Genomic DNA, 13,922 nt, shown 5'->3' with positions numbered 1-13,922 from the left:
CCCCCCGGTGATGATGCATGACGGCGCTGCTGCAGATGTCTACGCGCCGGCCGCGCCTTTCCCGACAGCTGTCGGGTCGGCACGCCCGCGTGCGTATCCATCGGTAGTGCAGCGACTCGGGCGGCAAGACATGACGGGCATCCTGTTCCGCAACGCGCGGATCTTCGACGGCCACAGCGGCGATTGCGCCGAAGGCTGTGCCGTGCGCGTCGCCGACGGGCTGATCCAGGAGGTGTCGACGGGCGCACTGCGCGCCGGCGATGCGGAGGTGATCGATTGCGGCGGCCGCACGCTGATGCCCGGCCTGATCGACGCGCACGTGCACGTCTACGCGGCCAGCTTCGACGTCGCGCGCGACGCGCGGCTCGGCGCCGGCTACGCGGCGCACTACGCGAGCCGCTTCCTGCGCCACGCGCTCGACCGCGGCTTCACCACCGTGCGCGACGTCGGCGGCGGCGACCGCAGCCTGGCGCAGGCGATCGCCGACGGCCTGCTCGATGCGCCGCGCTTCTTCTACGGCGGGCGCGTGCTGTCGCAGACCGGCGGCCACGGCGATTTCCGCAGCGCCGACGAGGACGGCGCCGCCTGCGGCTGCGCCGCGCACGGCAGCTTCGGCATGGCGGTGGTCGACGGGCCGCAGGCGGTGCGCCTGGCGGTGCGCGAGGAACTGCGCCGCGGCGCCCACCACATCAAGCTGATGAGCTCGGGCGGCGTCACCTCGCCGACCGATCCGATCGATCGCTGCCAGTACGCGGACGATGAAATCCGCGTCGCCGTCGAGGAGGCGGCGCGCGCCGGCGCCTACGTCGCCGCGCACTGCCATCCGCTGGCCGCGATCCGCCGCGCGATCGAACTCGGCGTGCGCTCGATCGAGCACGCGACGCTGATCGACGCGGACACCGCGGCGCTGGCCGCCGCGCACGGCAGCTATTGCGTGCCGACGCTGGCCGTCAGCGCGGCGCTGCAGGCGCAGGGCGCGGCGCTCGGCCTGCCGTCGGCCAGCCTCGACAAGCTCGCGCGCATCGCCGAACACGCCCTCACCGGCCTCGACCACATGCAGCAGGCCGGCGTGCACATCGGCTTCGGCACCGACCTGATCGGCCCGCTGCACCGGCACACCGAACTCGAATTCCAGCTGCGCCGCCAGGTGCAAAGTCCGCTCAACGTCCTGCGCTCGGCCTGCAGCGTCAACGCCGCGCTGCTGCAGCAGCCGGGACGCCTCGGCTGCATCGCGCCGGGCGCCCATGCCGACCTGCTGGTGGTCGACGGCGATCCGCTGCGCGATCCGGCAGCGCTCGCCGCCGGCGGCGCGCTGGCCATGATCATGAAGGCCGGCCGCTTCCACAAGCGGCAGATCTGAGCCCGCCATGCCCTCCGACCGCCAATCCGCCGTCCCGCCGCCGGAAAGCTTGGTGCACTGCGACGGCGTGCCGCTGCACGTCCACGTCGAGGGCACGCGCGGCGCCCTGCCGCCGATCGTCCTCGAAGCCGGCGGCGGCGCGATCGGCGCCTGGTGGGCCTGGGTCCAGCCGCCGCTCGCCGCGCGCACGCTGACGATCCGCTATGACCGCGCCGGACTCGGCGCCAGCGGGGCGACCGACACGGTCAGCGCCGCCGCCGTCGGCGCCCGCCTCGACGCCCTGCTCGACGCGCTCGGCATCGATCGCCCCTGCGTCTTCGTCGGCCATTCGCTCGGCGCGCTCTACGCGCTGCACTACGCCGCGACCCACCCGAAGCGCGCGGCCGGCCTCGTGCTGGTCGATCCGACGCCGCTCGACGCGCACCTGCTCGACCGCGCCAACCGACGCCTGCTGCCGGTGCTGATTCCGCTGCTGCAGGTGCTGCGCGGCCTGGCCCGTACCGGCCTGCTGCGGCGCTTTCATCCGTTCGCCGCGCTGGTCGCCGGACTGCCGGACGAGGCCCGGCGCGAAGCGCTTGCGGCGATCGCCGACCCGCGCCATCTCGCCGGCTTCATTCGCGAGTTGCGCGCGATTCCGGCGATCCAGGCCGAGCTCGCCGCACTGCCGTTTCCCGCGCAGCTGCCGCTGCGCGTGATCAGTGCCAGCCAGCGCGGCCGCCGCCGCGCACCGGCGGCCGACGCGCATCCGTCGCTGCGCCATCACCGCGAGACGGCGGCGCGGGCGGCGAACGGCCGGCAAGTGGTGATCGACGCCGCCACGCACGGCACGCTCCTCACCGGTCGCGAGGCGGCGACGGCGCTGGCCGGGCAGATCCTCGCGTTCGTCGACACGCTGGCGCCGTGAAAAGCGGCCTTGCCCTACACTCGCCGGACCTCCCCGTGACCGGGAACGAACCCCTGCAGGGCAAGTCGATCGTCGAAACCTGGTTCGTCGCGCACGCGCGCGACCTCGGGCGTTTCCTGCGCCGCTATCTGCAGAGCGGCGACGAAATCGACGAGTGCATCCAGGAAACCTTCCTGAAGATCTGGCGCCAGGAGCAGCGCGGTACGCTGCGCGGCGAGACGCACGGCTATCTGTTCACCACGGCTCTGAACGTGGCGCGCGACCGCCACCGCCGCAACGCGGTACGTCACAGCGACACGCACGAGCCGCTCGGCGACGAAGGCATCGAAGACGACAGCCCCGACGCCGCCATGGCCGCGCACTGGGACCAGGGTCTGCGCGAACTCGAAGCGGCGCTCTACGGCCTGCGGCCGTCGACGCGGCGGGTCTTCCTGCTGCATCACCTCGAGCATCTCAGCTATCCGGAGATCGCCCGCCGCCTGGGCGTGACGACGCGCACCGTGGAGCGCGAAATGGCGCGCGCCCTGAGCCACTGCGCCGATCGCCTGCAACCCTTTCTCGCCGATCCCTAGCCGCCATGCGCTCCTTCTTCCACAGAACCCCGCGCAGCGCTCCGGAATGGATCGCGCGCCTGCGCTCGAACACGGCGACGGCCGCCGATTTCGCGGCCTTCGAAGCCTGGCTCGCCGCGCACCCGGAGCAGCGTCCGCTCGTCCTGCGCCTGCAGGCGGTGTCCGGCCTGGCCCCCGGCCTGGCGGCGAGCCCGCGCATCCGCGGCGAACTGCGCCAGCTCGCCGAGCGGCCGCTGCCGATGCCGGCCGCGCGGCGCTGGCAGCTCGGCTTTGCGGCAGCTGCCGGCATCGTGCTCGCCGTGACGCTGCTGGTCTGGCAGCAGGCCGACGTGTACCGCACGCCGGTCGGCCAGAACCGCATGCTGGCGCTGCCGGACGGTTCGACGATCTGGCTCAACACCGATTCCCGGCTGCGCCTGCGCTTCAACGGCACCGAGCGCCGCGTCGAGCTGCAGCGCGGCGAGGCCTTCTTCGATGTCGCGCACGATGCGTCGCGGCCGTTCGTGGTCGCCTCCGGCGAGCGCCGCGTGGTCGTCACCGGCACCCGCTTCGACGTCCGCCAGCGGCACGGCGCGCTCGAAGTGGCGGTGCTGCAAGGCCATGTGCGCGTCGACGCCGGCGGCCACCGCGAAGCGGCCGTCGTGCCGCCGACATCGATCAGCGCCGGCCAGATCGCGCGCTTCGAGGCGGCGGCGCCGCCGCGGGTCGAGAACGATGCCGGGGTCGGCCTCAAGACCGCCTGGCGCGACGGCAAGATCGTGCTCGACGACAGCCGGCTCGACGACGCGATCGACGAGCTCAACCGCTATACGCGCACGCGGCTGGTGCTCGACGACCCGGCGCTGGCCGAGCTGACGATTTCCGGCACGTTCCGCATCGGCGACACCGACAGCGTGCTGTTTGCACTGCACGAGCTCTACGGCATCGAGCATCGCAGCGACGGCAGCCGGACCCTGCTGTTCCGGCGCGCCCCGGCCGCGGGCTGAGCACGCGGCGCGGCCACGACTGGTCGCGCCTTCAGTCCAGCGTGCGCCGGTAGAAGCGCACGGCGACCGCCATGACGATGACCGTAAAGACCAGGATCGGCCAGATGTTCGGCCACAGCTCGACCCAGCCGTTGCCCTTGAGGATGATGCCGCGGATCAGGCGGTTGAAGTGCGTCAGCGGCAGCGCGCTGGCGAGCCATTGCGCCCAGGTCGGCATGCCGGCGAACGGGAACATGAAACCGGACAGCAGCATGTTCGGCATGAAATAGAAAATCGCCATCTGCATCGCCTGCAGCTGATTGATCGCCAGCGACGACAGCGTGATGCCGACCGTCAGATTGGCGGCGATGAACAGCAGTGCGGCGACGTAGATCGCGACGATGCTGCCGAAGAACGGCACGCCGAACACGAAGCGCGCGGCGAGCAGGATGATCGTCGACTGCACCAGCCCGATCGCGATATACGGCACGATCTTGCCGCTGATCACCTCGAGCGGCCGCACCGGCGTCGCCAGCAGATTTTCCATCGTGCCGCGCTCGCGTTCGCGCGTCATCGCCAGCCCGGTCATCATCACCAGCGTCATCGTCAGGATCACGCCCATCAGGCCGGGGATGATGTTGTACTGGGTCACGCCCTCCGGGTTGTAGAGACGGTGCACGCGGATCTCGAACGGCGGTTCGCCCGGCACCAGCGCCGCGAGCGGCCCGCGCAGGTCTTTGCGGGCGACGGCGCCGGCGATCTGCTCGGCGGCGCCGAGCGCCATGCCGGTCGCGGTCGGATCGGTGGCGTCGGCCTCGAGCAGCACGGCCGGTTTCTCGCCGCGCAGCAGGCGCTTGCTGAAATCCGGCGGAATGCTGAGCACGAACTGCACGCGGCCTTCGGCCAGCGCTTCACGCCCGGCGGCCTCGTCCGGCAGTTCCTCGGTGATCGCGAAGTAGCGCGAGTTGCGCAGCGCGGCGACCAGACTGCGGCTGAACTCGCTTTGTTCGGCGCTGATCACCGCCGTCGGCAGATGGCGCGGGTCGGTGTTGATCGCGAAGCCGAACAGCGCCAGCTGCACGATCGGGATGCCGACGATCATCGCGAAGGTGACGCGGTCGCGGCGCAGCTGCAGGAACTCCTTGAGAACGACCCCCCACCAGCGCGCCGCGGAGAAGCCGCGGAAGTTGGCGAGCCAGGCTTTCATGGCCGGTCCTGATAGTTGTCGGTCGCACGGCTCATCAGGTGGATGAAGACGTCCTCCAGGCTGGTCGGCACCGTCTCGACGTGCAGACCGGCGCCGCCGGCGATGCGGCGCACGCTGGCTTCCAGCGTCGCGGCGTCGGCGCCGGTCACGTGCAGGACACTGCCGAAGACCACGGTCTGTTCGACGCCCGGCGCCTCGCGCAGGCGCTGCGACAGCTCGCCCAGATGCTCGCCGTGCACGGCCCAGGTCGTCAGCCGCTGCGCGGCGACGACTTCGGCAGCGGTACCCTGCACCAGCAGCTGGCCGTAGGCCATGTAGGCGAGCTTGTGGCAACGCTCGGCCTCGTCCATGTAGTGCGTGCTGACGAGCACCGAAATGCCCTGCGCGGCGAGGTCGTGCAACTCCTCCCAGAAGTCGCGGCGCGCGGTCGGGTCGACGCCGGCGGTCGGCTCGTCGAGCAGCAGCAGCTGCGGCCGGTGCAGCATGCACGCCGCCAGCGCCAGACGCTGCTTCCAGCCGCCCGACAGCGCACCGGTCAGCTGCTGCGCGCGCGAGGTGAGACCGAGCCGTTCGAGCGCCTCGTCGACGGCGGCGCGGCGGTTTGGCATTTCGTAAAGGCGCGCGACGAAATCGAGATTCTCGCGAATCGTCAGGTCTTCCCAGTACGAGAAGCGCTGCGTCATGTAGCCGACCTGATGCTTGATCGCGTCGGACTCGCGCAGGATGTCGTAGCCGAGGCAGCGGCCACTGCCGGAATCCGGTGTCAGCAGGCCGCACATCATGCGGATCGACGTGGTCTTGCCGCTGCCATTCGGGCCGAGAAAGCCGAAGATCTCGCCGCGCCGCACCTGCAGGCTGAGATCGGCGACGACGTGCTTGTCGCCGAAGAACTTGTTCAAGCCCTGGACGTCGATCGCCAGCGCCTCGGCGCTCACGGCAGCGTCACCGTCAGCGGCTGGCCCGGATGCAGCACGCCGGCGTCGGCAGGCGTCGGCCAGGCCTCGACCATGAACACCAGCTTGTCGCGCGTCTCGTTGCTGTAGATCACCGGCGGCGTGTACTCGGCCTCGCCCGCCACGTAGCGAATCGTCGCCGCCACCTCGCGCGCACAGCCGTCGCACTGCAGGCGCACGCTCTGACCGGCATGCAGCCGCCCGACCGTGGTCTCCGGCACGAAGAAGCGGACCTTGACGTTGCCCGGCGGCAGCAGGCGCACGACCGGGCTGCCGGCCGGCACCCATTCGCCGACGCGATACAGCGTATCGTAGACCTGCGCGTCCTGCCCGGCCCGCAGCGTCTTCTCGTCGAGCCGCCACTGCGCCTGCGCCAGCTGCGCGCGCGCCGCCTCGACCTGCGCCGCCTGCGCGGCGATCTGCTGCTCGCGCCCCGGCAGCGCGGCAACCGCGAGCTGGTCGCGCAGTTCGCGCACGCGCTCGGCGGCGGCCTCGGCGGCGGCGCGGCTGGCGTCGAGCTGGGCCAGCGACACTGCGCCGCTGCCGGCCAGCGCCTGATCGCGGCGCCACTGCTCGGCAGCGTTGCGGTCGGCGGCCATGGCCTGCGCCAGCTGCGCGCGCAGCACCGCGATCTCGGGGGCACGCTTGCCGGTCAGCAGATCCGCGTACTGCGCCTGCGCCGCAGACAGCTGCTGCGCCGCCTGGCGCTGCGCGGCCGACTCCAGCGTCGCTTCGAGCGCGAACAGCGGCGCACCGGCGCGGACCGCGTCGCCGCGTCGTACTTCGAGACGCTCCAGCCGCCCGGCCTGCGAGGCGGCGACGTAGACGAACTCGCCTTCGGCATAGCCCTGGTAGCGGTCGCCTTCGCCACCCGAGCAGGCGGCGACGGCCAGCAGGCACAGCAGGCACAGCAGGCACAGCAGGCCCGCGACGGCGGACGATCCGGGGAGCCTCCGAAGAAGTTCATCCATCGTCATGGCGAAGCGCCGCCAGCGACGAAGCCATCCGGCGGCGCGCGATGCAAGGGGCGTTTGCGGCTCGCCACGGGCGCTACGCGGCCTCGCGATGGCGGCGTGATTCAGACCTTCCCTAGGCATCGGCGCGCTCCAGGGCCTCACGCTGCGCGCGCAGCGCGGCGAGCGAAAACTGCGCGATATGGGCGGAAAGGCGCGCAACCGCGCCGTCGTCATAGGTCTGCGGCGCCAGTGTCTGCACCAGCGGCCGCGCGAACAGGTAGAACATGCACTGGCTGACGAGGCTGAACGTGCAGCGCTGGATCGTGGCGGCGTCCGCACGCGGTCCGAGCAGCGCTGCCACGACGGCCGACAGCTGCCGGAACTGCGGCGCGATGACATCCTGCACCATCGCCGGCAGCGCCGCGCTCGGCGCCAGCAGCTCGCGCATCAGCAGCTTCGGCACGAAGGCGCGCTGGTCGTCGGCGAGGAAGCGGCTCAGCAGCATGCTCAGCGCGGCGTGCAGCGCCGCTTCGGGCGTTTCCGCCTTGGCCGGGTCGGGCAGCGGATAGCGCTCGATGCGCTCGCTCGCCTGCCGGCGCAGCACTTCCAGATACAGCGCTTCCTTGCTGCCGAAGTGATAGTTGATCGCAGCGACGTTGGCGCCGGCGCGCTCGGCGATATCGCGCACGCGCGCCTGCTCGTAGCCGGCTGCGACGAAGACCGCCGTCGCCGCCTGCAGCAGCGCGGCGCGCGTCGCCTCGGGCGAGCCGCCGGCGGCGGTCTTCTTCGGGGTGGCGGCGCTGCGACGCGGAAGATTCATCGACTTTATCAAACAAGTGTTTGAAACAGTCGCTTTAATACGCTCGGCGCGCGGGCCGGTCAAGCGCCGGCGCGGCGTGGTCCGGCGCCGCTCGCCAAAACGCGGACGACAAAAAGCCACGGCGGACCTTTGAAGGTCCGCCGTGGCGACATCACGGCCGGTGCCGGCCGCGCCGCGGCCGGACAGCGCGTCTTAGCCGAGCTTCTCGGTGATGCGCGCAGCCTTGCCGGACAGATTGCGCAGGTAGTACAGCTTGGCGCGGCGGACTTCGCCGCGGCGCTTCACGCTGATCTCCGCGACCTGCGGGCTGTAGGTCTGGAACACGCGCTCGACGCCCTCGCCGTGCGAGGTCTTGCGCACGGTGAACGCCGAGTTCAGGCCACGGTTGCGCTTGGCGATGACGACGCCTTCGAACGACTGCAGACGCTCGCGGTCGCCTTCCTTGACCTTGACCTTGACCTCGACCGTGTCACCCGGATTGAAAGCCGGAACCTGCTTGTTCATCTGTTCCGCTTCAACCGCGGCAATGATCTTGTTCGTACGCATGTCTGATACCTCTGTTGTGCCTACCGCTGCTGCGCGATGAAGTCCCGCAGCAGCGCCCTTGAATCCTCGTCCAGCTCCAGCCCGTCGAGCAGCTCGGGCCGCTTCAACCATGTCTGCCCGAGCGCCTGCTGACGACGCCAGCGCGCGATTTTCGCATGATCGCCGGACAACAGCACGTCCGGGACCACGGCATCGCGCCAGACTTCCGGCCGCGTGTAGTGCGGATGATCCAGAAGCCCCGCGGAGAACGAGTCGTTCACCGCCGACTGCTCGTCGCCCAGCACGCCGGGCAACAGGCGGGCAATGGCATCGACCACCACCATCGCCGCCAGTTCGCCGCCGGACAACACGAAGTCGCCCAGCGACAGTTCAAAATCCACTTCGGCCTCGAGCACGCGCTCGTCCAGGCCTTCGTACCGCCCGCAGAGCAGGATCAAGCCCGGCTCCGCGCTCAGGCGCTCCGCCCATCGCTGGTCGAAGCGGCTGCCCTGCGGCGACAGGTAGACAACCTTCGCCGCTCCGAGCGATGCCCGCGCCGCGTCGATCGCGGCCGCGAGCGGCTCGGCTTCCATCACCATGCCGGGCCCGCCGCCGTACGGCCGGGCGTCGACCCGACGCCACTTGTTCGTGCTGTAGTCGCGCGGATTGCGCGTCGACAGCGCGAGCTGGCCCTGCTCGACCGCGATCCGGGGCATCCCGAACCGCGTCACCTGCTCCACGAATTCCGGGAACAGCGTGATGACCTCGACCTTCATCACCAGTCCGGCTGCCACTCGCAGACGATGCGACCGCCGGCCAGATCGACCTCGCGGACGATCTGCGGACTGACGAACGGAATCAGCCGCGTCGTCGCATCCTCGCCGTCGCCACTGCGATCGGTGATGACCAGCACGTCCTGCGGCCCATTGCTGGTCATGTCGGTGACCGTGCCCAGCGGCAGTCCTTCAACGTTCTCGACGCGAAGGCCGATCAGCTCGGCCCAGTAATACTGGCCGTCCGGCAGCTTCGGCATCTCGCTGCGCTCGACCTGGATCTCGGCGCCGATCAGCCCGGCGGCGATCTCGCGATCCTCGATCGGTGCGCCGCTGGCGTCGCTGATCTGCGCCACCAGACTGTTGCCATGCACCTGACCGGCGAGCAGCTTCGCTTCGAAGCCGTCGCCGCGGGCGATCCACCAGCGGCGGTACTTCAGAATGTTCTGGGCCGGCCGGGTGTCCGAGTACACCTTGATCCAGCCCTTGACGCCGTAGACGCCGGCGACGCGGCCCAGCGTCACCCGGCGCGTTTCCACAGCTTAGGCGGCGGCCTTCGGCGCCGTCTTGACCAGGAACGCAACGCGCTCCGACAGCTGCGCGCCGTTCTTGGTCCAGTGTTCGACGCGGGCCAGGTCGAGCACGAGCTTCTGCTCCTGACCCTTGGCGTTCGGGTTGTAGTGGCCGAGGCGCTCGATGAAGCGGCCGTCGCGGGCGCTGCTCTTCTCGGTGGCAACCACGTGGTAAAACGGGCGCTTCTTGGCGCCGGCGCGAGCCAGACGAATCGTAACCATGCTTGCAAATTCCTGTTTTCTAGACGACCTAGCAGGCCGCTAAGGCCGCTGAAAGGCCGCGTATTTTAGCGATTTCCTCACAGAACTCCAGCACTTCCGCAAGGCGGGCGGAATTTGCCGCTCAGCGCCGCGCCAGCCAGGCCAGCAACTGCCCGCGCCGCCCGGCGTCGAGCGCCTCGAAACGCAGTCGCGCGCGGGCCGCCTCGCCGTCGTGCCAGAGCACCGCCTGCTCCAGCGAAAGTGCCCTGCCGTCATGCAGATACGTCGGCACGCCGGTGCGCGGGACGAGGCCGACGGCCCATAGCGGCGCGGTCCGCCAGCGCCGCGTGTGCGGCCGCCCGGCGGCGTCGCGGTCGGCCAGACCCGGCCCGAGATCATGCAGCAGCAAATCGCTGTACGCGGCGATCGTGACGGTGCGGCCATCGTCGAGACGCACGCTCGCCCGCGGCCGGTGGCACAGCGCACAGCCGGCCGCCGCGAACAGCGTGGCGCCCGCCCGTTCTCCGCTCTCCGGCCGGCGCTGCACGGCCGGCACCGCGAGTTTCTGCTGGAACGCCAGCACCGCCGCGAACAGCGCATCGTCGACTTCCGGAACACCGCCGTCCGCCAGGCGGCAACGCGTCTGCGCCGGCGTGCAGTCGTCGGCCGGCAGCAGCCGCGTCATCAGGCCCATCTCGCGCGAGAACGCGCGCGCCGTCTGCTCGGCAATCGATACCGAGGCGCCCTGCCAACCGAACCGTCCGGCCCGCTCGCCGCGGATGCCGTCGCGACGCGCTGCCGGATCGGCGGCCCAGCGCCGGCGCTGGGCATCGCTGATGCGCTCCAGCAGGCCGGCGCCGTACAAGGCCGGCGCGACGCGCGGCTGCAGGACCGTGTCGGCCGCCAGCGCGCCGTCGCGCAGGGCCTCGACGCGATACGCCGGCACGCGCAGGGTCCAGCGCTCGCCGTCCGGATAGCGGCCGTGCCGCGCCCGGTAGTGCACCGACACCGCGGCCTCGGCTTCGAGACCGTCGATCGCCGCCACGTTCAGCGTGTGACCGTAGACCGGGTCCGGCCCGGCGCCGCGCTGCAGTTGCAGGACCAGCGAACCGGGCACCGGGCCGTCGCCTTCCGGACCGCGGCCGCGCGCGCCGTCGTTGTGGCAGCCGTCGCAGCTGCCGATGTTGAACAGCGGCCCGAGCCCGTCGATGCGCGCCGCGCGCGGCGCGCCGGCGACGACCCACTGCGTGTTGAGCACGCGCTGTCCGAGTTCGTAGCTTGCGCCCTCGCCGCCCGACAGCGGCGCATACGCCGGCGGGTCGCGCGGATCCGCGAGCGGCTGGCGGCCGAAGTCGGCCGCCGCCGCTCTGCCGCAGGCCAGCGCGGCGAAGAACGCCAGCGCGCGCGTCACGGCGCCGCGGTCACCGACAGGCGCACGGTCTCGCCGGCATGGCCGCTCAGCTGCAGCCAGACCTCGCCGGCCGGCAGCGCGTAGACGACGATCTTGCGCGGCGCGCTGCAGGCCGGATCGCCGTTGAAATCCAGCGACGGCAGCGACTGGCCCGCTGCGAGCACGTCGATCCAGAACGGCACGTCGAGCGCGACGCGATAACGGCCGGCCTGCGCGATCCGCACGCGTGCCAAACCGGCCGAGGCGCCATCGGCGAGCGTCTTCTTGGCCGGCGGCGCGATCAGGCTCACCGCTTCCTGCGGCGCCAGCTGCAGCGCGTAGAGCCGGCCGCTTTCGAGCCGCGGCGCGGCGTCGCGCGCGCGGCCCGCCGCCAGCGCCAGCGGCTCGCTGGCGAAGACGGCGCGGACATCGGCGACGTCCCACTTGAAGCCCTCGCAGGGCGCCGCCGCCGGGGCGGCCGTGATCCAGGAAACCGCGAGCAGCGGCAGCAAAGCGCGAAGCAGCAGCGTGCGAAGGGCCATGGCGTTCAGAAGCGGTAGTTCAGGTTGCTGAAGAAATTGCGGCCGGCCTCGGGAAAGCCCTCGGTGTAGGCGTAGTTGCGGTCGAACAGATTGTTGGCGCCGGCCTCGACGCTGAGGCCGCGGCCGAGTGCGGCCGACAGCTTGAGGTTGGCGACGGTATAGCTGGACACGCTGCGCTGGCCGTCCGTCGTGTTGAGGCGATCGGCGTTGTACTCGGCGCTGGCGACCACACTGAGCGCAGACGTGGCATCCCACTGCCCGTAGACGAACAGCTTGTGCCTGGGCACGTCGGTCAGGCGGATTTTGCGAATCTCCGGATCGTCGCTGACATTGCGCCGGTCGAGCCAGGTGTAGTTGCCGCCGAGTTCGACGCTCGCGAGCGGCCGGCCGCGCAGGCCGAGGTCGGCGCCCTGACTCGATACGTTGCCGACGTTCTGTTTCTGCGTGCAGCTCGAACCGCTGTCGGTGCAACGCGACGGATCGATGGACACGGCCTGAATCAGATCGCTGATATCGCTGTAGTAGAGCGCCGCATCGATCTGCACGCCGTGCCAGGCCTGCGCGATGCCGAGCTGGTAGTGCGTCGCGTACTCGGCCTTCAGGTCGGGATTCGGCACTGAGGTGCCGAAGCTGTACGAGTAGCGATCCTTGATCGTCGGGAAGCGGCTCTTGCGCGCGACGGTGAAGTAGGCGTTGCCGTCGTCCGCGGTCTTGTAGAACAGCCCGAGCTGCGGATTGAACGACGAGGCCTTGCCGAGCTCGAAGTCGGCAAGGCCGCCGGCGCTGCCGTAATCCTCGGCACGCTTGCCGTCGCGGCGGTCGTAGCTGGCGCCAGCGACGACGTCGAGGCGCGCGCCGAGGCGCTGCGTGTCCTCGATGCCTATCGAGTAAGTCCGATCCTCGAAGTGCTGCACCGGATCGCTGTTGTCGTGCTCACGGTGGAAGTCGGCCTTGTAGTGCGCGGATGCCTTCAGCGTGTTGGCAGCGCCCAGCTGCGTGCCGGCTTCGAGGCTGCCGCCGTAGCTGTAATCGTCGTACCAGCTCTTGAACGCATAACGCTTGGTGATCGTCGAGTACGACGCGTCGTCATAGCTGAACAGCGAGTTCCGGAAGGTGTCGTAGTAGGCGCGAACCTTGACGTAGGCATCGCCGAATGCCGTCTTCGAAATGTAGTACAGGCTGTCCTTGTCCCAGCTCGGCCACTGCCAGTAACGCACGCTGACGCCGGCCGCACTGCCGGCATACGGCGGATTGCCCTTTTCGCCGCGCTGCACGACGTAGTTCAGCGCGTACTCGTCGGTCGCGTTGGGCGTATACGCCAGCTTCAGGTTGAGCTTCTGGTCGGTGTTGTACGAGTTTTCGCGCGCACCGCCGTCCTCGGCCGCCGTCGGCCTGTCAGCGTCGGACAGCGAGAAATGGCGACGATCCAGATACGAGCCGCCGAGCTGCGCGTACCACAGGCCCTGGTTGCTGCCGAGGTTGACGCTCGCGCGATAGCCCTCGTCGTTCATGTCGCGGTCGTAGTACAGGCCGCCACCGACATCGCCTTCGAGCTTCGCGCCGGGGCGACGGCTGATCAGGTTGACGGCGCCGCCGAGCGTGTTCGGACCGTACAGCACCGAACTGAAACCCTTGGCGACCTGGATCTCGGCGAGGTCGAAGGTATTGAAACGGCCCATGTCGGCGTAGCCGTCGTACGAGATATAGACCGGAATGCCGTCGATGAACACCGGCACCTGACGCAGATCGAAGCCGCGCACGAAGAAGGCCTGCTCGTTGCGCGCGCCGACACCGCCGGTGACGACGCCCGGCATCAGGCTCAATGCCCGCCCGACCGTCTCGCGGTTGAAGCGCTGCAATTCGGCCTGATCGACCTCACTGCCGCCTGCCTGCGGCGCGCCCTCGCCCGGCGCCGTCACCACGATCTCGCCGAGCGCGAACGGCGAAATTTCATCCTGCTGCGCTTGCGCCGCCATCGACAGCGCGCACAGCGCCGCGCCGGCCGTGACCATCCGTTTCATATCGTTGCTCCCAAGGTCTTTCGGTTCCGCAAGGACGCCGAGCCCGGGACGAAGAACGCCCGCCGGCCTTGCGCGGTTGCGCCGGCGCGTCGTTGGACCGGTCGTTATGTAATTAACTATATAACGAAACGCAAAGGCCCGCGATAGGTCGTTCGCCCGCT

General features: G+C 70.2%; 15 protein-coding genes. 4 read left to right on the top strand and 11 right to left on the bottom strand.

What is annotated here, in order from left to right; all coding sequences use genetic code 11:
- The first annotated feature begins 130 nt into the window (after positions 1-130).
- The 4 genes from K343_RS0107650 to K343_RS21325 are packed head-to-tail and all read left to right on the top strand — an operon-like array spanning position 131 to position 3,822.
- The gene (locus K343_RS0107650) at positions 131-1,360 is read left to right on the top strand and encodes a metal-dependent hydrolase family protein (RefSeq protein ID WP_028007561.1); all 1,230 of its coding nucleotides are present in this window, start codon (positions 131-133) and stop codon (positions 1,358-1,360) included.
- 7 nt (positions 1,361-1,367) lie between these two features.
- Positions 1,368-2,264, top strand: coding sequence for an alpha/beta fold hydrolase (locus K343_RS23315; RefSeq protein WP_028007560.1), 897 nt, complete (start codon positions 1,368-1,370; stop codon positions 2,262-2,264).
- A 35-nt stretch (positions 2,265-2,299) separates the two neighbouring features.
- The gene (locus K343_RS23310) at positions 2,300-2,836 is read left to right on the top strand and encodes an RNA polymerase sigma factor (RefSeq protein ID WP_051278043.1); all 537 of its coding nucleotides are present in this window, start codon (positions 2,300-2,302) and stop codon (positions 2,834-2,836) included.
- 5 nt (positions 2,837-2,841) lie between these two features.
- Positions 2,842-3,822 carry a FecR family protein gene (locus K343_RS21325; RefSeq protein ID WP_051278042.1) on the top strand — a complete coding sequence of 327 codons (981 nt, stop codon included), beginning with the start codon at positions 2,842-2,844 and terminating at the stop codon, positions 3,820-3,822.
- 31 nt (positions 3,823-3,853) lie between these two features.
- Here K343_RS21325 and K343_RS0107630 read toward each other — a convergent pair whose 3' ends face one another.
- The 11 genes from K343_RS0107630 to K343_RS0107580 form a co-directional block, all read right to left on the bottom strand.
- Positions 3,854-5,008: an ABC transporter permease gene (locus tag K343_RS0107630; protein ID WP_028007559.1), complete on the bottom strand. Its 1,155-nt coding sequence runs from the start codon at positions 5,006-5,008 to the stop codon at positions 3,854-3,856.
- Positions 5,005-5,943 (bottom strand): ABC transporter ATP-binding protein, encoded by a 939-nt coding sequence (locus tag K343_RS0107625; protein ID WP_028007558.1) that lies wholly within the window; start codon positions 5,941-5,943, stop codon positions 5,005-5,007. The genes K343_RS0107630 and K343_RS0107625 overlap by 4 nt, the downstream gene beginning before the upstream one ends.
- Complete coding sequence (locus tag K343_RS0107620) at positions 5,940-6,932, bottom strand: HlyD family secretion protein (protein WP_245585142.1); 993 nt, start codon at positions 6,930-6,932, stop codon at positions 5,940-5,942. Before K343_RS0107620 ends, K343_RS0107625 begins: the two co-directional genes overlap by 4 nt.
- Before the next feature lie 118 nt (positions 6,933-7,050).
- Entirely contained in the window at positions 7,051-7,737 is a 687-nt protein-coding gene (locus K343_RS21320; RefSeq protein ID WP_051278041.1) for a CerR family C-terminal domain-containing protein, read from the bottom strand.
- A gap of 192 nt (positions 7,738-7,929) precedes the next feature.
- Positions 7,930-8,283: a 50S ribosomal protein L19 gene (gene rplS / locus K343_RS0107610; RefSeq protein WP_028007556.1), complete on the bottom strand. Its 354-nt coding sequence runs from the start codon at positions 8,281-8,283 to the stop codon at positions 7,930-7,932.
- Positions 8,284-8,303: 20 nt separating this feature from the next.
- Positions 8,304-9,038, bottom strand: a complete 735-nt coding sequence (gene trmD, locus K343_RS0107605) for a tRNA (guanosine(37)-N1)-methyltransferase TrmD (protein ID WP_028007555.1) — start codon at positions 9,036-9,038, stop codon at positions 8,304-8,306.
- Positions 9,038-9,559 (bottom strand): ribosome maturation factor RimM, encoded by a 522-nt coding sequence (gene rimM, locus K343_RS0107600; protein ID WP_051278040.1) that lies wholly within the window; start codon positions 9,557-9,559, stop codon positions 9,038-9,040. Before rimM ends, trmD begins: the two co-directional genes overlap by 1 nt.
- Positions 9,560-9,577: 18 nt before the next feature.
- Entirely contained in the window at positions 9,578-9,829 is a 252-nt protein-coding gene (rpsP, locus tag K343_RS0107595; protein WP_028007553.1) for a 30S ribosomal protein S16, read from the bottom strand.
- Positions 9,830-9,950: 121 nt separating this feature from the next.
- A complete protein-coding gene (locus K343_RS0107590) occupies positions 9,951-11,219 on the bottom strand; it encodes a di-heme oxidoredictase family protein (RefSeq protein ID WP_028007552.1) in 1,269 nt (422 codons plus the stop codon).
- Complete coding sequence (locus tag K343_RS0107585) at positions 11,216-11,740, bottom strand: hypothetical protein (RefSeq protein WP_028007551.1); 525 nt, start codon at positions 11,738-11,740, stop codon at positions 11,216-11,218. Before K343_RS0107585 ends, K343_RS0107590 begins: the two co-directional genes overlap by 4 nt.
- Before the next feature lie 5 nt (positions 11,741-11,745).
- Positions 11,746-13,761: a TonB-dependent receptor plug domain-containing protein gene (locus K343_RS0107580; protein ID WP_043112303.1), complete on the bottom strand. Its 2,016-nt coding sequence runs from the start codon at positions 13,759-13,761 to the stop codon at positions 11,746-11,748.
- Positions 13,762-13,922: the final 161 nt, after the last annotated feature.

Origin of the sequence: Solimonas flava DSM 18980 (assembly GCF_000426685.1) — a bacterium.
GTDB classification, from domain to species: Bacteria; Pseudomonadota; Gammaproteobacteria; order Nevskiales; family Nevskiaceae; genus Solimonas; species Solimonas flava.
This window is presented reverse-complemented; position numbering and strand designations above follow the sequence as displayed.